This is a genomic window from Streptomyces sp. NPDC056128 (genome assembly GCF_042263835.1).
In the GTDB taxonomy this organism is placed as follows: domain Bacteria; phylum Actinomycetota; class Actinomycetes; order Streptomycetales; family Streptomycetaceae; genus Streptomyces.
The window spans coordinates 428,030-442,760 of the sequence record NZ_JBHJVQ010000001.1 but is presented as its reverse complement, the minus strand read 5'-3'; the positions used below and the strand labels follow the sequence as shown (position 1 = coordinate 442,760).

Sequence of the window (14,731 nt, the reverse complement as noted above, 5' to 3'; positions counted from 1 at the left end):
GGTACCGGCGCCGTGGGCCGCCGCGGTCAGGCGCCGACGTATGCCGCGAGGTGCTCGCCGGTGAGGGTGGAGCGGTCGGCGACGAGGTCGGTGGGGGTGCCCTCGAAGACGATCCGGCCGCCGTCGTGGCCGGCGCCGGGGCCGAGGTCGATGATCCAGTCGGCGTGCGCCATAACGGCCTGGTGGTGCTCGATGACGATGACCGACTTGCCGGCGTCGACGAGGCGGTCAAGGAGGCCGAGCAGTTGCTCGACGTCGGCGAGGTGCAGGCCGGTGGTGGGCTCGTCGAGTACGTAGACGCCGCCCTTGTCGCCCATGTGGGTGGCCAGCTTGAGCCGCTGCCGCTCGCCGCCGGAGAGCGTGGTGAGGGGCTGGCCGAGGGTGAGGTAGCCGAGTCCGACGTCGGCGAGCCGGTCGAGGATCTTGTGCGCGGCGGGGGTGCGTGCCTCGCCGGAGCCGAAGAACTCCTCGGCCTGGGCCACGGACATGGCGAGCACCTCGCTGATGTCCCGGCCGCCGAAACGGTACTCCAGCACCGCGGGCTGGAACCGCTTGCCCTCGCAGTCCTCGCAGGGGGCGGCGACCCCGGCCATCATGGCGAGGTCGGTGTAGATGACACCGGCGCCGTTGCAGGTGGGGCAGGCGCCCTCGGAGTTGGCGCTGAACAGGGCCGGCTTCACGCCGTTGGCCTTGGCGAAGGCCTTGCGGATCGGTTCGAGCAGTCCGGTGTACGTGGCCGGGTTGCTGCGCCGCGAGCCCTTGATGGGGCTCTGGTCGACCGATACGACGTCGGCGCCCGCGCCGGCCGGGACCGAGCCGTGGATCAGCGAGCTCTTGCCGGAGCCGGCCACGCCGGTCACCACGCAGAGCACGCCGAGCGGGACGTCGACGTCGACGCCCTGGAGGTTGTGCGTCGTGGCGCCGCGGATCTCCAGGGCGCCGGTGGGCTTGCGGACCGTGTCCTTGAGGACGGCCCGGTCGTCGAGGTGGCGGCCGGTGACGGTGTCTCCCGCCCGCAGCTCCTCGACGGTGCCCTCGAAGCAGACGGTGCCGCCCGCCGTACCGGCGCCGGGGCCGAGGTCCACCACGTGGTCGGCGATGGCGATCGCCTCGGGCTTGTGCTCGACGACGAGGACCGTGTTGCCCTTGTCCCGCAGCCGCAGCAGCAGGTCGTTCATCCGCTGGATGTCGTGCGGGTGCAGTCCGATGGTGGGCTCGTCGAAGACGTACGTGGTGTCGGTGAGCGAGGAGCCGAGGTGGCGGATCATCTTGACGCGCTGCGCCTCGCCGCCCGACAGGGTGCCCGCCGGCCGGTCGAGGGAGAGGTAGCCGAGGCCGATCTCGACGAAGGAGTCGAGGGCGTCCCGCAGGGCGCCGAGCAGCGGCGCCACGGACGGTTCGTCGAGGTCGCGCACCCACTCGGCCAGGTCCCGGATCTCCATCGCGCAGGCGTCGGCGATGGAGATCTTCCCGATCTTCGAGGAGCGGGCGCCCTCGCTGAGCCGCGTGCCGTCGCACTCGGGGCAGACGGTGAAGGTGACGGCCCGCTCCACGAAGGCCCGGATGTGCGGCTGCATCGCCTCCTTGTCCTTGGACAGGAAGGACTTCTGGATCTTCGGGATCAGGCCCTCGTAGGTGAGGTTGACGCCGTTGACCTTGACCTTGACCGGTTCGCCGTAGAGGAAGTCCCGCAGCTGCTTCTCGGTGTACTCGCGGATCGGCTTGTCGGGGTCGACGAAGCCGGACTGGGCGTACACCTGCACGGTCCACTGGCTGTCCGACTTCCAGCCGGGGATGGTGAAGGCGCCCTCGGCGAGCGACTTGGAGTCGTCGTAGAGCTGGGTGAGGTCGATGTCGGAGACGCTGCCGCGGCCCTCGCAGCGGGTGCACATGCCGCCGGTGCGCTCGTACGTCGCCTTGACCGCCTTCTTGTTGCCGCGCTCGACGGTGATCGCGCCGCTCGCCCGGACCGAGGCGGTATTGAAGGAGTACGCGCTGGGCGGGCCGATGTGCGGCTCGCCGAGGCGGCTGAAGAGGATCCGCAGCATCGCGTTGACGTCGGTGGCGGTGCCGACGGTGGAGCGGGGGTCGGCGCCCATCCGCTGCTGGTCCACGATGATCGCGGTGGTCAGGCCTTCGAGGATGTCGACCTCGGGGCGGGCCAGTGTCGGCATGAAGCCCTGCACGAAGGCGCTGTAGGTCTCGTTGATCAGCCGCTGCGACTCGGCGGCGATGGTGTTGAATACCAGCGAGCTCTTGCCCGAACCGGAGACTCCCGTGAAGACCGTCAGGCGGCGCTTGGGGATCTCGATGCTCACGTCCTTGAGGTTGTTCTCGCGGGCGCCGTGCACGCGGATGAGGTCGTGGCTGTCGGCGGCGTGCGGCACGGGTGCCTGGCTGCCCGTCCTCTTGGCGCTGCTCATCGTGTCTCCATCTGTCGGGGGCTCCATGTGAAGGCTGACGCCCGCGGTCTTCACACGCTAGAGGGGCCGACGGGACCCGCGCTTCTCGATTACTGATCCGGTGCCGGCCGGCGAAATCGGAGCGGACCCGTCCGGGTGAATCCGTGTCGGTCTCCGGTGTCCGGGTACGCGGTCGACACCCCTGAAGATCTGGAGGGAGACATGCAGCGAGGCAGCGACCGGATGAGCGCCCACCGCGACGACGAGATGAAGCACGAACTGCAGGGTCTGCTCAGGTCCGGGCACCCCACCCGGACCGAGGAGTGGCACGACCCGGAGCCGGTGGCGGAGGACGATCCGGACGTCACGCACGGGCCGGTGACACCGGGCCGCGGACCGACGTACTTGGAGGCCCTGCGGTTCGAACTGGCCCGGAACCTGACCCGGGGCAGCTTCCCCGCGGGACCGCGGGAACTGACCCGCACCCTGCGCCACGGCAACGCGCCCGACGCCCTCGTCGAGGAGCTGGACCGGCTGCCGAACAAGGCGCGCTACGACAACGTCCAGGAGCTGGCGGTGGCGCTCACCGAAGCCGGCCCTTCGGGGGCGTAGGGCGCCCAGGCGTCAGGAAAGGAATCCGAACCCCATGCGCATCGCGTTTCTCACCGCGCCCGAGGGCGTGGAGCAGGTCGAACTGACCGAGCCGTGGCAGGCGGCGAAGGACGCGGGTCACGAGCCGGTGCTCGTGTCCACGCAAGCCGGCGAGATCCAGGGCTTCGACCATCTCGACAAGGCGGACACGTTCCCGGTGGACGAGGTGGTGGGTGACACCTCGGCCGACTCGTTCGGCGGGCTGGTCCTGCCCGGCGGGGTGGCCAACCCCGACTTCCTGCGGACCGACGAGAAGGCCGTGGCGTTCGTCCGGGCCTTCTTCGACCAGGGCAGGCCGGTGGCCGCGATCTGCCACGCGCCGTGGACCCTGATCGAGGCCGACGTGGTACGCGGCCGGGTCCTGACCTCGTGGCCCAGTCTCCGGACCGACCTGCGCAACGCGGGCGCCACCTGGGTCGACGAGCAGGTGAAGGTCTGCGACCACGGCGACAGCATCCTCGTCACCAGCCGCAAGCCGGACGACCTCGAGGCGTTCTGCGGGGCCTTCCTCGCCGAGTTCGCCAAGGCGGGCGGCTGAGCGACGCGTACGGCGGCCGGGCCGCCGCCCCGGAGACCTAGGCTCCCGGGGTGGCGGCCTGGCCGCAGCCGCGTTCCCGGGCGCCCTCGCGGGTGCGGCCGGGGGCGACCGGGCGCCGCGGGTTGCGGCGCAGCCACTCGCCCTCCAGCCGCGCCATGCGGTCATTATGGGCCCGCAGCGCGTCGTTCGACCCGTAGAGCAGGGTGTCGTGGCGGGTCCGGTGGATGGTCTCCAGCTCCTTCATGAGCTGCTGGTCGTCCAGGCGGCCCGGGTCCACTCCGGTCATGGTGTCCCCTATGTCGTGTTCGTTCATGCGGTCCGGGTACCCGCCCCCGCAGCACTACCACCCCCCAGCGCCACCCGGGAGAGCGCCATGGATCTCGCGTTTCTGCATCCCCTCTACGAACACCAGGGGCCCTGGGCCTCCGTGTACGTCGATCTGTCCCGGCACACGGAGGACACCGCGCACGAGCGTGAGCTGACGGCGGCCGCGGTGGCCCGGGAGCTGGCGGAGCAGGGCGCCGACGACGCCACCTGCCAGGCGGTGCGGGAGGCCGTGGACGAGCTGCGGCACGCCTCCGACCCGCACGGCCGGGCGCTGTTCGCGTGCGCCGGACGGGTGGTCCTGGACCCGCGGCTGGCCCGGCCCCCGTACGGCGGGACGACCGCCGACTGGGCACCGCTGCCGCACGTCGCCCCGCTGCTCGACCTGGCGGGCGAGGACCCGGTGTGCGTGGTGGCGTACATCGACCGCAAGGGCGCCGACTTCGAGCTGCGCGGCGCGCTGGGCAGCTCGGACGCGGGCGGGGTGACCGGCCGGCAGTGGCCGCTGCACCGCACGAGCAGCGCCGACTGGTCGGAGCGCCACTTCCAGCTGCGGGTGGAGAACACCTGGGAGCACAACGCGGCGGAGATCGCGGACGCGCTCGCGGTGTGCCAGGAGGAGACGGGCGCCGACCTGCTGATCCTGGTCGGTGACGACCGGGAGCGGCGGTCCGTGCACGAGCGGTTGCCGAAGCGGCTCCAGGAGCGGATCGCCGAGGCCTCGCGCGGCGCCGGCAGCAGGCTCCTCGACGACGAGGTGGAGGGGCTGCGCGAGGACCACGTGCGCTCGCGGGCGCGGGAGGAGCTGGACCGGTTCCTGGCCGCCCGGGCACCCGACGACGAGGGCCGGGCGGGCGCCGCCGAGGGCGTGCCCGCGCTGGTGGAGGCGGCCCGGGAGCACCGCATCGACGAGCTGCTGGTCATCCCGGACGCCCCTGACACCCACCGCGAGGTGTGGATCGGCGAGGACGCCGACCAGCTCGCGGTGCGCCGCACCGAGCTGAAGACGCTCGGCGAGCAGAACTCCTGGTCGGCGCGGGCGGACGACGCCCTGCTGCGGTCGGCGGTGATGACCGGCGCACCGGCGGTCTCGGTGACGCCTGCGCTGCCGTCGGAGGCCGCGGACAAGGCTCCGGTGGGCGGCCTGGGGGCGCTGCTGCGCTGGAAGTGACCGGTAGGCCCCCCGCCCCGGTTTCCTACCGGGCCCGCTCCACCCGCCGCTCGTCCCAGACCGGCTCCGGCGTCTCACGGACGCGTCCGTCGCTGCCGAAGACCAGGTAGCGGTCGAAGGAGCGGGCGAACCAGCGGTCGTGGGTGACGGCGAGGACCGTGCCCTCGAAGCCCTCCAGGCCCTCCTGGAGGGCTTCGGCCGATTCCAGGTCGAGGTTGTCGGTCGGCTCGTCGAGCAGCAGGGCGGTGACGCCCTGGAGTTCCAGCAGGAGGATCTGGAAGCGGGCCTGCTGGCCGCCGGAGAGCCGGTCGAAGGTCTGCTCCGCCTGGTGGGTCAGCTCGTAGCGGCGCAGCCTCGACATGGCGGCGCCCCGGTCCTGGGCGTGCTCCGACCACAGGATGTCCAGGAGGGTCCGGCCGAGGAGTTCCGGGTGGGCGTGGGTCTGCGCGAAGTGTCCGGGCAGCACGCGCGCCCCGAGCTTCCAGTTCCCGGTGTGCGTCACGTCGTCGCCGGCCAGCAGCCGCAGGAAGTGCGACTTGCCGGAGCCGTTGGAGCCGAGGACGGCGACCCGTTCGCCGTAGAAGACCTCCAGGTCGAAGGGTTTCATGAGGCCGGTGAGTTCCAGCTGCTCGCAGGTGACGGCGCGGACGCCGGTGCGGCCGCCCTTCAGGCGCATCCTGATGTCCTGCTCGCGCGGCGGCTCGGGCGGCGGCCCCACTTCCTCGAACTTGCGCAGCCGCGTCTGGGCGGCGCGGTACCGGGACGCCAGGTCGGCGCTGTTCTCGGCTGCCTGACGCAGCGTCAGCACCAGCTTCTTCAGCTGCGCGTGCTTCTCGTCCCAGCGGCGGCGCAGTTCCTCGAAGCGGGCGAAGCGCTCGCGGCGGGCCTCGTGGAAGGTGGCGAAGCCGCCGCCGTGCACCCAGGCGTCGGCGCCGGCGGGTCCGGGCTCCAGGGAGACGATCTTGTGGGCGGAGCGGGCGAGGAGTTCCCGGTCGTGGGAGACGAAGAGCACGGTCTTGCGGGTCTCGGCGAGCCGCTCCTCCAGCCAGCGCTTGCCGGGCACGTCGAGGTAGTTGTCCGGCTCGTCGAGCAGCAGCACCTCGTCGGTGCCGCGCAGCAGCGCCTCCAGTACGAGACGTTTCTGCTCTCCGCCGGAGAGGGTGCTCACCCGCCGCCACTGGGCCTTCTCGTACGGCACGCCCAGCGCGGCCGTGGTGCAGATGTCCCACAGGGTCTCGGCCTCGTAGCCCTGGGCCTCGGCCCAGTCGGCGAGCGCCTGCGCGTAGCGCATCTGGGCGGCCTCGTCGTCCACGGTCATCAGCGCGTGCTCGGCGGTGTCCACGGCGCGCGCCGCCTCGCGGATCCGCGGCGGGGCGACGGACACCAGCAGGTCCCGTACGGTCGTCTCGTCGCGGACGGAGCCCACGAACTGGCGCATCACCCCGAGGCCGCCGCCGACGGTGACGGTCCCGCCGTGCGGTTTCAGCTCCCCGGACAGCAGCCGGAGCAGGGTGGTCTTGCCCGCGCCGTTGGGCCCGACGAGGGCCACGACGGCCCCCTCCCCCACCCGGAAGGAGGCGTCGCCGAGCAGCGCCCTCCCGTCGGGGAGGTAGTACTCCAGGTGCGCTGCTTCGAGATGGCCCATGGCACCGGATTGTGCGGCTCGGGCCACGCCCCGGGCAAACCGATTACGGCGGGCCGGACGGCGCCGGCGGACGTGGCGAGCGCCACCGGCAGAAAACGGCGCGCACCGGGTAGGCGGGGGGCATGAGCCCCGACGTAGATCTCACCGCCCTGACGCCCGGCCCGCACCCCCTCCGCAACGGTTTCCTGCGGCTGGACCAGCGTGCGTTCGAGGCCGTCGCCGCCCGCACCTGGCCGGGCGCCGACCCGCTGCTCCCCCGGCTGAGCCGTTCCGCCAACCACGGGGTGCTGTGGTTCGGGGTGGCCGCCGCCCTGGCCGCGTCCCGCACCCCGCGGGCCCGCCGCGCCGCCGCCCGGGGCCTCGCCTCGCTGAGCCTCGCCTCGCTGACGATCAACACCCTCGGCAAGCGCTCGGTGCGCCGGTCCCGTCCGGTGCTGGACCCGGTGCCGCTGGTCCGGCAGTTGAAGCGGCAGCCGATCACGACGTCGTTCCCGTCGGGGCACGCCGCGTCGGCGGCCGCGTTCGCGACCGGGGTGGCGCTGGAGTCTCCGGCGTGGGGCGCGGCGGTGGCCCCGGTGGCGGCCGCGGTGGCCCTCTCCCGCGTCTACACCGGCGTCCACTTCCCGAGCGACGTGCTGGCCGGCGCGGCCCTCGGGGCGGGCGCCGCGTTCGCCGTACGGGGCATGGTGCCGACGCGGGCCCAGCACACCCCGCCGGCCCGGCCGCGCGCCGAGGTGCCGGCGCTGCCCAAGGGCGAGGGGCTCGTGATGGTGGCCAACGTCGGCTCGGGCACCTCGGACCGGGTGCGGGCGCTGTGCGACGCGCTGCCCGACGCCGAGGTGGTGGAGTGCGAGCCGGAGGACATCCCGGCGGAGCTGGAGAAGGCGGCGGACCACGCCCGGGTGCTCGGCGTGTGCGGCGGCGACGGCACGGTGAACGCGGCGGCCGAGGTCGCCCTGCGGCACGGCCTGCCGCTGGCGGTACTGCCCGGCGGCACGCTCAACCACTTCGCCTACGACCTGGGCGTGGAGGACGTGCGGGACCTGTGCGGAGCGCTGGAGCGGGGCGAGGGGGTGCGGGTGGACGTGGGCCGGTTCGTCTCGGGCGGGCGGCAGGGCGTCTTCCTCAACACCTTCAGCCTCGGCGTCTACCCGGAGCTGGTGCGGGAGCGGGAGCACTGGTCGTCCAGGATCGGCGGCTGGCCGGCCGGGGTGCTGGCGGCGGTGCGGGTGCTGCGCGCGGACCGGCACCCGCTGGAGGCGGAGGTGCGCGGCCGCCGGCGCCCGCTGTGGATGCTGTTCGCGGGCAACGGCACGTACCACCGCAGGGGCCTCGCCTCGGGCCGCCGGCTCGATCTGGCAGATGGGCAGCTGGACGTGCGGGTGGTGCACGGTGGCCGCCGGCCGGCCCTGCGGCTGCTGTCCGCGGCGCTCGCGGGTCCGCTGACCCGCTCCCCGGCCCACGCGGCGGTGCAGGTGCCCCGGCTGCGGCTGTCGGGTGTGGCGCCGGGCACGCTGATGGCGTTCGACGGCGAGCTGACGGAGACCGAGGGCGACCTGACCCTGGAGAAGCTGCCGGAGGCGCTCACGGTGTACCGGCCGCTGCCCGGTGAGGGCGGGCTGCTGTCCTGACTCAGCGTTCCTGACACACCGTCAGTCCACCATGTAAAACGTGGGTCTCACCATTCGGGTGACGGGCGTAGCGTGATCACACCGTCGGAGAGGGGATCCACCATGCCGAAGCCGCGGGAGACCGCCGTCTACACGCACGGGCACCACGAGTCCGTGCTCCGCTCGCACACCTGGCGCACCGCCGCCAACTCCGCCGCCTACCTGCTGGGCTCCCTGCGACCCCACATGAGGGTCCTGGACATCGGCTGCGGGCCCGGCACCATCACCGCGGACCTCGCGGCGCTGGTCCCGGACGGGCACGTCACCGGCGTGGACCGGGCACCGGAGATCGTCGAACGGGCCCGGGCCACGGCGGCGGAACGCGGGCTCGGCAACACCGACTTCGCGGTGGGGGACGTACACGCGCTGGACTACCCGGACGACACGTTCTGCGTGGTCCACGCCCACCAGGTGCTCCAGCACGTGGGCGACCCGGTGGGGGCGCTGCGCGAGATGCGGCGGGTGGCGCGGCCCGGCGGGATCATCGCCGTCCGCGACTCGGACTACGGGGCCATGACGTGGTACCCCGCGTCCCCGGGCATGGACGACTGGCTGGACCTGTACCGGCGGGTGGCCCGCGCCAACGGCGGCGAACCGGACGCCGGGCGCCGGCTGAAGGCGTGGGCGCTGGAGGCGGGGTTCACCGACGTCACGGCGACCTCCGCGACCTGGACCTTCGCCACCGCCGAGGAGCGGGAGTGGTGGAGCGGCCTGTGGGCGGACCGGACCCTGGCGTCCGCGTACGCCGACCGCGCGACCGAGGGCGGCCACGCGACCGTCGAGGAGCTGCGGGCGGTCTCGGCCGCCTGGCGGGACTGGGGCGAGCGGCCGGAAAGCTGGTTCAGCGTGCTGCACGGAGAGGTTCTGTGCCGCAAGGAGTGATGAGAAAACGGGGTGAGGCCGCGGCCCCGGGAGACTCACTCCCGGGGCAGCAGCGGGCCCAGCGGTCCGAGGTCCAGGTTCAGATCCTCCGGCCGCAGTCCGTAGCGGTCGCGCAGTTCGGTCATACGGTCGTCGAGGAGCATCAGGGTGAGTCCGATCCGCTCCTCCTGTTCTTCGCTCAGGTCCCCCTCGTCGACGCGGCGCAGCGCCTGGCGTTCCATGAGCTGGCGCAGCAGCTCGACGACCGTCAGCACCAGCTTGATCAGGTCGCGCTCGACCGTGTCGGGGTCGAGGTCGAGGCGTTTGCGGGGCTCCGATTGTTCGCTCACGTCAGTCCCCGAACGGCGATGGAACGTTGCTGTTGACCGAGCTGATCAGCGCGTTGAGGTCGATGCGGACCAGGTCCACGTCCGCGATGCGCAGCGTGACGTCGCCGGAGATGACGACGCCGCCGGCCAGCAGCCGGTCGAGCAGGTCCACGAGAGCGATCTCCCGGCGTTCTACGACGGTCACGTACCCTCCCCCGGCTGTTCCTCAGCGCCTACTCCTTCGCCCGCGAAGGAGTAGGCGGCCCAGGGTCCGGTGAGTTCCACGCGGATTCCCGGGGCGTCGTCCTTCGTCAGATCCACCTTCTCCACGAACTCCTCGGAGGCGTCGCGGCGCACCAGATAGGCGGCGTTGAGGACGTTGCGTCCGGCGTGACCGGACAGCCGCGGGTTCTGCGGCGCGTGCAGCCGCGCGTCGTCGGCCAGGGAGGACAGGGTCGTGTGCAGCCCCGTCGCGAACCCCTCGGCCTTCGTCCACAGGTCGTCCTGCGCCCGTGACTGCTGACGCCGCTGCCGCAGATAGTCCCGGCCCGAGGCGGGCTTGGGCGCGGGCTGGGCCGGCTTGGCCGCCTGCTCGGGCTCCGCCTCGACGTACACCTTCACGCCCCACTCCACCCGTCCGTCCAGCCGGGAGAGCGTGTTCCGGAAGGCCTCGTCGCGCTGCTCCATCATCACGCGTACGCCGCTGTCGTCCCGGAAGACGGTGGCCAGTCGGAGCGGCAGCGGCGTGGTGACGGCGGTGAGCGCGTCGATCACCTGCTGGTGCGCGCGGGCGGTGGCGGCCAGCCAGTCCAGGTCCTCCAGATGGGCGCGCAGGGCCTCCTCGCTGAAGTCGGCCTCGGGCACATGGCTGACGACGGCGACCAGGTCGCCGTGGACCAGCAGCCGGGGCGGGTCGCCCGCCACCCCCGTGAGCTGGGCCTGGAGGGCCGCGCCGAAGGGGCGGCAGACGGCGTAGACGTACCGCAGTCCGGTCACGTTTCCTCCCTCGGTACACGGCCCGGGTCCAGCTCACGCAGGCGTTCGCGCAGTGCGGCGTTCTCCCGGGTGAGTTCGTCGCGCCGGGCGCGCGAGGAGAGCGCGGGGTCGCTCTCCCACCAGTCGATGCCCATCTCCCTGGCCTTGTCGACGGAGGCGACCACGAGCCGCAGCTTGATCGTCAGCAGCTCTATGTCGAGCAGGTTGATCTTGATGTCGCCCGCGATCACGATGCCCTTGTCGAGCACCCGCTCCAGGATGTCGGCGAGGTTGGCGCTCTGTCCCTGGCCGTAGGGATCGGGCAGCCGGCTGGGTGTGGTCATCGACGGCTCCCGCGGCCGGCGTCCTCGTACTCCTCACGGGGCGCGGTCTCGTCCTCCCCGGCTTCCTTGTCCTCCTCGTACTCGCCCTCGGGCTCCTCCTCGTACTCCGCCTCGGGCTCTTCCTCGGCCTCCGGCTCCTCCTCGTACTCCTCCTCGTACTCGCCCTCCGGCTCTCCCTCGGCCTCGGGCTCCTCCTCGTACTCGCCCTCGGGCGCTTCCTCTTCGCCCTCGTACTCCTCCTCGCCCTCGGGCTCCTGCCCCTCTTCCTGCTCCTGCTCCTCTTCCGCCACGGCGTCCTCGTGGCTGCGGACGACCTCGCCGTCGCGGATCTCGCCGCGCCAGCCGTCGTCGGCCTCGCCCTTGAGGGTGATGTGCCGGACGTAGTTCTTCAGGTCCAGGCGGGCCCGGCGGCCCTGGGCGCGCCAGATGTTGCCGGTCTTCTCGAAGAGGCCCTTGGGGTAGTACTCGATGACCAGGATCACCCGGGTCAGGTTGTCGGCCAGCTCGTGGAAGGTGACCACACCCTTGGTGGTGCCCTTGGCGCCCTCCGAGGACCAGGAGATCCGGTCGTCCGGCACCTGCTCGGTGGTCTTCGCCTTCCAGCTGCGGTTGGACCAGAAGACCTTCATCTGCCAGTCGGACGACGTGTCGTCGGCGCGGCTCGCGCTCTTGACGCCCTTGGCGAAGGTGCTGAAGTCCTGGTACTGCGTCCACTGGTCGTAGGCGGTGCGCACCGGCACGCCGACGTCGACGTACTCGAGGATGACCGTCGGCTTCTGACCGGCGCCGCCCTTCTTGCGGCCCTTGCCGCCGAAGAGGCCCTTGACGGCGCCGACCACGTTGTCCTTCACCTTGCCGGCGCCGACCTCGAACGCGGCCCGCATCGGGCTCTTGCCCTCGGCGAGCTTGCGTCCGCCGTCGAGGGCGAGCTTGGCGAAGCCGGGGCTCTTGCCGTCGGCTATGTCGTTGAGCTTGCCGGTGGTCTCGCCGAGCTTGGTGCCGACGCCCGTCAGCAGCCGCGTGACCTGCGCGGCGAGGTAGTCCTGCACCTCCGCCTTGAGGCGGTCCGCCGCCTCGCTCTGCGCCACGTCGGCCAGGGGGTTCTTCTTCGCGGCCTTGCCCGCCGTGGAGGCCGCGGATCCCAGGGTGTCGGTCATCGCTCACCACCGCCCTTCGTCTGCCGGGTGGCTCCGCGGGCGGCGCTCCGGGCACCGGCCGTCTTCTTGCCGGCCGCCTTCTTCGCGGGCTGGGCCCGCTTCGCCGCGGTCTTCTTGGCGGGCGCCTTGGCGGCCGCCTTCTTCGCCGGCGTCTTCTTCGCGGGCGCCTTCCTGGCCGTCTTGCGCGCGGCGGGCGCCGACTCGCGCCGGTCGTCGCGCTCGTCCTGCTCGTCGGCGCGCTCGTCCTGCTCGTCGTGCTCGTCGTGCTCGTCGTCGGCGCGCTCGTCGGACTCCGCGTACTCCTCCGAGTCCTCCGAGGCCTCGGAGTCGCGGGAGCCGACGCCCGGCACCTGGGACGTCACGCCGGAGAGCTGGTCGCGGACCTCGGCGGTACGCCCGTGCAGGCGGTTGGCCAGCGCGTCGATCTGCCGCTCGACCATGGCGCCCGAGGCCGCCTTGCCCACGCCCCGCAGGTCCGTGCGCAGCTGGTCCCCGATCTCCTTGAATTGGGGGTTGTTCTGCAGCTGCGTACTGACCAGCTCGGCGATGCCCTTCGGCGTCAGGTTCATCTTCTTGCCGGCCACCATGGTGCCCACGGCGACCGCCAGTTTCAGTTTCTTCGTGCGTCCCAGCAGATATCCGGCCCCTACCGCGAGGCCCAGTCCCACTCGATTCATGGTGCCGTCCCGTTGCCCAATCCCGCGCTCGTGCGCGAAGCGATCTCCAGCCGGTCCAGAAGCTCGTCCTCCTGTTGGTCGAACTCCTCCTCCGTGATCTCTCCGGCCTCCAACTGCTCTTCCAGGCGGGCTAGTTCGGCCCGGACCGTGGCGGGGTCGTAGTAGATCCGCTCGGCCTCGTTCATGACCTGTCTGATGGCCCAGGCGCTGCCGCGCACCGGGGCGAACGGCAGCAGCAGGACCTCCGAGATCAGTCCCACGTCCTCACTCCGTTCCGACATCCATCCCGCCGGCCGAGGTGCCCGCGGGCTCGGCCGGGCCGGGCTCCACGAAGCTGTACGGCGGCAGCGGGCCGTTCACCCGCACCTCCAGGTGCGGCATGTCCCTGCGGGCGCGCTCCACGGCGGCCAGGAAGTCCTCGGCGGAGTCCCGCTTCACCAGGAACGACACATTGGCCAGCCAGCCGGTGGACTCGGGGCCCACGCTCACCGCGTCGGCGTCCGATTCCAGGGCGCGCTCCAGCGTGGTGGCGTCCTCGGCCTCCTTGCCCTTGACGGCGGCCGCGACCATCTCACCGAGCTGGATCTTGTTCTCGTAACTCCCGCCGCCCGCCTGGCGGTTGGCGTCCGCGAGGGCCCGGACCTCCGGGTGCTGGGCCATCACGTGGTGGAGTACGGCCTCCTCGTCGTGGGTGGCCTTGATGTTGTACTCGACCCGGCCGTCCAGCGCCCGGAGGCGCTCCTCGTAGTGCTCGGCGCGCTCCGCGAGCACACCGGTCACCGCGCTGTCGTCCGGGGCGACACTGCCGAAGCGCATGGGCAGCACGCAGCCGTCGGCACCGACCTCGCTGAGCACGGTCTGGTGGGCGAGCAGCTCCCTGCGCTTGGGCCGCAGCCCCTCGGGCGCGTCGCTGACGATGGCCGCCAGCCCGCCCTGCTTCAGGATCCGTATCCCGCGCGGCGGGTCGCCGACGCCGCCGGCGTCCTCGGGGAGCGAGGGATGGGAGGCGGCGGTGATGCCGTAGACGTACGTACTCACTCCTGCTCCTCCTTCCGGCGCGAGGCGGCGGTCTTGCGGGCACGCGGACGCGAGGTGGTCTCGCGCTCGGAGCCGTCCTCTTCACGGGCCTGCTTGAAGGCGTCGGAGATCGTCTCCGCCGCGCCGGACAGCGCGCCCTTGGACTTGCCCTTGGCGCCGGACTCGGTCATCTTGCCGACCAGGTCGGGCAGGCCGGGGTCCTTGCGCGGCCCGGCCTCCAGGTCGAGCCGGTTGCACGCCTCGGCGAAGCGCAGATACGTGTCCACGCTCGCGACGACGACACGGACGTCGATCTTCAGTATCTCGATGCCGACCAGGGAGACGCGTACGAATGCGTCGATGACGAGCCCCCTGTCCAGGACAAGCTCAAGCACGTCGTAGAGGCCACTGCTGCCGCCTCCACCACCGGATTGCTGTGCCGGTACAACAGTCATGCCAGCCGTTCCTCCATCTTGGGTTGCGGTGTGCGCGTCCAGTCGGTCCGGTCCGGCCTAGCGGCCTCCGGAACCTCGCGCGTCGGCCCGACCGCGCTCGTAACGCCTCACGCGCCGGTAGCCCGTGAGCTGCCCCTCGGAATCAAGCTCCACCTGGTAGCTCGCCATCAGGCTCATCGTGTCGGGCACCCGCTCGAGTTCGAGCACCTCGACCTCCAGCGACCAGCCCTCCTCCGTCTGCTCGAAGGACGACACTGACTCGGCGGTCATGCCGGTGAGCTCCGCGAGCTGTGCGCGCGCCTCGCGCAGCACCTCCATCGGCCGGGGCTTGCGTGACTCCTGTGACTGCTGGGGCTTGCGGGTCCTACGTGAACTCTGTTGTGAGCCTTGTGATTCGGATGTGTTGTTCGTATTCGACATGGCCACCTCCCCCTCCGTGTGGCCGCAAGGATGTTCGCCAAACCTCCACGGACGCGTGCATGTGCCACGCGCCGACGTGACCTGGCTCATCCCCC

Annotated in this window: 18 protein-coding genes; 5 read left to right on the top strand and 13 right to left on the bottom strand. The window is 72.0% G+C overall.

The annotated features are described in order from the left end of the window. Positions 1–26: 26 nt before the first annotated feature. Positions 27–2,423, bottom strand: coding sequence for an ATP-binding cassette domain-containing protein (locus tag ACFC1X_RS02020; protein ID WP_376347922.1), 2,397 nt, complete (start codon positions 2,421–2,423; stop codon positions 27–29). A 201-nt stretch (positions 2,424–2,624) separates the two neighbouring features. Here ACFC1X_RS02020 and ACFC1X_RS02015 point away from each other — a divergent pair, with 201 nt between their 5' ends. Together ACFC1X_RS02015 and ACFC1X_RS02010 are read left to right on the top strand one after the other, a co-directional pair. After that, positions 2,625–3,014, top strand: a complete 390-nt coding sequence (locus ACFC1X_RS02015; protein ID WP_376347920.1) for a DUF2795 domain-containing protein — start codon at positions 2,625–2,627, stop codon at positions 3,012–3,014. A 34-nt stretch (positions 3,015–3,048) separates the two neighbouring features. After that, positions 3,049–3,591 (top strand): type 1 glutamine amidotransferase domain-containing protein, encoded by a 543-nt coding sequence (locus tag ACFC1X_RS02010; protein ID WP_376347918.1) that lies wholly within the window; start codon positions 3,049–3,051, stop codon positions 3,589–3,591. Positions 3,592–3,628: 37 nt separating this feature from the next. Here ACFC1X_RS02010 and ACFC1X_RS02005 read toward each other — a convergent pair whose 3' ends face one another. Continuing rightward, positions 3,629–3,904, bottom strand: a complete 276-nt coding sequence (locus ACFC1X_RS02005) for a DUF6158 family protein (RefSeq protein ID WP_376347916.1) — start codon at positions 3,902–3,904, stop codon at positions 3,629–3,631. Positions 3,905–3,964: 60 nt separating this feature from the next. On the opposite strand from ACFC1X_RS02005, the gene ACFC1X_RS02000 reads away from it, so the two are divergent. After that, positions 3,965–5,086 (top strand): Vms1/Ankzf1 family peptidyl-tRNA hydrolase, encoded by a 1,122-nt coding sequence (locus tag ACFC1X_RS02000; protein WP_376347914.1) that lies wholly within the window; start codon positions 3,965–3,967, stop codon positions 5,084–5,086. A 25-nt stretch (positions 5,087–5,111) separates the two neighbouring features. Here ACFC1X_RS02000 and ACFC1X_RS01995 read toward each other — a convergent pair whose 3' ends face one another. Next, positions 5,112–6,731 carry an ATP-binding cassette domain-containing protein gene (locus ACFC1X_RS01995; RefSeq protein ID WP_376347912.1) on the bottom strand — a complete coding sequence of 540 codons (1,620 nt, stop codon included), beginning with the start codon at positions 6,729–6,731 and terminating at the stop codon, positions 5,112–5,114. Positions 6,732–6,853: 122 nt separating this feature from the next. On the opposite strand from ACFC1X_RS01995, the gene ACFC1X_RS01990 reads away from it, so the two are divergent. Next, the gene (locus ACFC1X_RS01990) at positions 6,854–8,362 is read left to right on the top strand and encodes a bifunctional phosphatase PAP2/diacylglycerol kinase family protein (RefSeq protein ID WP_376347910.1); all 1,509 of its coding nucleotides are present in this window, start codon (positions 6,854–6,856) and stop codon (positions 8,360–8,362) included. A 102-nt stretch (positions 8,363–8,464) separates the two neighbouring features. Further along, on the top strand, positions 8,465–9,283 hold the full coding sequence (locus ACFC1X_RS01985) for a class I SAM-dependent methyltransferase (protein ID WP_376347908.1): 819 nt from the start codon (positions 8,465–8,467) through the stop codon (positions 9,281–9,283). Positions 9,284–9,318: 35 nt separating this feature from the next. Here the strand turns inward: ACFC1X_RS01985 and ACFC1X_RS01980 are convergent, their stop codons facing one another. From ACFC1X_RS01980 to ACFC1X_RS01935, 10 genes are read right to left on the bottom strand one after another with little or no spacing between them, the layout of a single operon-like run. Continuing rightward, positions 9,319–9,612, bottom strand: a complete 294-nt coding sequence (locus tag ACFC1X_RS01980; RefSeq protein ID WP_376347906.1) for a gas vesicle protein K — start codon at positions 9,610–9,612, stop codon at positions 9,319–9,321. A gap of 1 nt (position 9,613) precedes the next feature. Further along, positions 9,614–9,796: a gas vesicle protein gene (locus ACFC1X_RS01975; RefSeq protein WP_376347904.1), complete on the bottom strand. Its 183-nt coding sequence runs from the start codon at positions 9,794–9,796 to the stop codon at positions 9,614–9,616. Beyond that, positions 9,793–10,587 carry a GvpL/GvpF family gas vesicle protein gene (locus ACFC1X_RS01970; RefSeq protein WP_376347902.1) on the bottom strand — a complete coding sequence of 265 codons (795 nt, stop codon included), beginning with the start codon at positions 10,585–10,587 and terminating at the stop codon, positions 9,793–9,795. Before ACFC1X_RS01970 ends, ACFC1X_RS01975 begins: the two co-directional genes overlap by 4 nt. Then, positions 10,584–10,910 carry a gas vesicle protein gene (locus tag ACFC1X_RS01965; RefSeq protein ID WP_376347900.1) on the bottom strand — a complete coding sequence of 109 codons (327 nt, stop codon included), beginning with the start codon at positions 10,908–10,910 and terminating at the stop codon, positions 10,584–10,586. The genes ACFC1X_RS01970 and ACFC1X_RS01965 overlap by 4 nt, the downstream gene beginning before the upstream one ends. After that, positions 10,907–12,067: an SRPBCC family protein gene (locus ACFC1X_RS01960; protein WP_376347898.1), complete on the bottom strand. Its 1,161-nt coding sequence runs from the start codon at positions 12,065–12,067 to the stop codon at positions 10,907–10,909. The genes ACFC1X_RS01965 and ACFC1X_RS01960 overlap by 4 nt, the downstream gene beginning before the upstream one ends. Continuing rightward, a complete protein-coding gene (locus ACFC1X_RS01955; RefSeq protein ID WP_376347896.1) occupies positions 12,064–12,744 on the bottom strand; it encodes a DNA primase in 681 nt (226 codons plus the stop codon). Before ACFC1X_RS01955 ends, ACFC1X_RS01960 begins: the two co-directional genes overlap by 4 nt. After that, positions 12,741–13,004: a gas vesicle protein GvpG gene (locus ACFC1X_RS01950; protein WP_376347894.1), complete on the bottom strand. Its 264-nt coding sequence runs from the start codon at positions 13,002–13,004 to the stop codon at positions 12,741–12,743. Before ACFC1X_RS01950 ends, ACFC1X_RS01955 begins: the two co-directional genes overlap by 4 nt. Before the next feature lie 4 nt (positions 13,005–13,008). Next, the gene (locus tag ACFC1X_RS01945) at positions 13,009–13,782 is read right to left on the bottom strand and encodes a GvpL/GvpF family gas vesicle protein (protein WP_376347892.1); all 774 of its coding nucleotides are present in this window, start codon (positions 13,780–13,782) and stop codon (positions 13,009–13,011) included. Continuing rightward, on the bottom strand, positions 13,779–14,216 hold the full coding sequence (locus ACFC1X_RS01940) for a gas vesicle structural protein GvpA (protein WP_376347890.1): 438 nt from the start codon (positions 14,214–14,216) through the stop codon (positions 13,779–13,781). Before ACFC1X_RS01940 ends, ACFC1X_RS01945 begins: the two co-directional genes overlap by 4 nt. Before the next feature lie 57 nt (positions 14,217–14,273). Continuing rightward, positions 14,274–14,636 carry a gas vesicle protein gene (locus ACFC1X_RS01935; protein ID WP_376347888.1) on the bottom strand — a complete coding sequence of 121 codons (363 nt, stop codon included), beginning with the start codon at positions 14,634–14,636 and terminating at the stop codon, positions 14,274–14,276. Positions 14,637–14,731 lie beyond the last annotated feature (95 nt).

Excerpts from the sequence above, each read along its gene's own strand:
- ACFC1X_RS02020 (WP_376347922.1), bottom strand. The coding sequence starts at position 2,423 with ATGAGCAGCGCCAAGAGGACGGGCAGCCAGGCACCCGTGCCGCACGCC.
- ACFC1X_RS02015 (WP_376347920.1), top strand. The coding sequence starts at position 2,625 with ATGCAGCGAGGCAGCGACCGGATGAGCGCCCACCGCGACGACGAGATG.
- ACFC1X_RS02010 (WP_376347918.1), top strand. The coding sequence starts at position 3,049 with ATGCGCATCGCGTTTCTCACCGCGCCCGAGGGCGTGGAGCAGGTCGAA.
- ACFC1X_RS02005 (WP_376347916.1), bottom strand. The coding sequence starts at position 3,904 with ATGAACGAACACGACATAGGGGACACCATGACCGGAGTGGACCCGGGC.
- ACFC1X_RS02000 (WP_376347914.1), top strand. The coding sequence starts at position 3,965 with ATGGATCTCGCGTTTCTGCATCCCCTCTACGAACACCAGGGGCCCTGG.
- ACFC1X_RS01995 (WP_376347912.1), bottom strand. The coding sequence starts at position 6,731 with ATGGGCCATCTCGAAGCAGCGCACCTGGAGTACTACCTCCCCGACGGG.
- ACFC1X_RS01990 (WP_376347910.1), top strand. The coding sequence starts at position 6,854 with ATGAGCCCCGACGTAGATCTCACCGCCCTGACGCCCGGCCCGCACCCC.
- ACFC1X_RS01985 (WP_376347908.1), top strand. The coding sequence starts at position 8,465 with ATGCCGAAGCCGCGGGAGACCGCCGTCTACACGCACGGGCACCACGAG.
- ACFC1X_RS01965 (WP_376347900.1), bottom strand. The coding sequence starts at position 10,910 with ATGACCACACCCAGCCGGCTGCCCGATCCCTACGGCCAGGGACAGAGC.
- ACFC1X_RS01960 (WP_376347898.1), bottom strand. The coding sequence starts at position 12,067 with ATGACCGACACCCTGGGATCCGCGGCCTCCACGGCGGGCAAGGCCGCG.
- ACFC1X_RS01955 (WP_376347896.1), bottom strand. The coding sequence starts at position 12,744 with ATGAATCGAGTGGGACTGGGCCTCGCGGTAGGGGCCGGATATCTGCTG.
- ACFC1X_RS01940 (WP_376347890.1), bottom strand. The coding sequence starts at position 14,216 with ATGACTGTTGTACCGGCACAGCAATCCGGTGGTGGAGGCGGCAGCAGT.
- ACFC1X_RS01935 (WP_376347888.1), bottom strand. The coding sequence starts at position 14,636 with ATGTCGAATACGAACAACACATCCGAATCACAAGGCTCACAACAGAGT.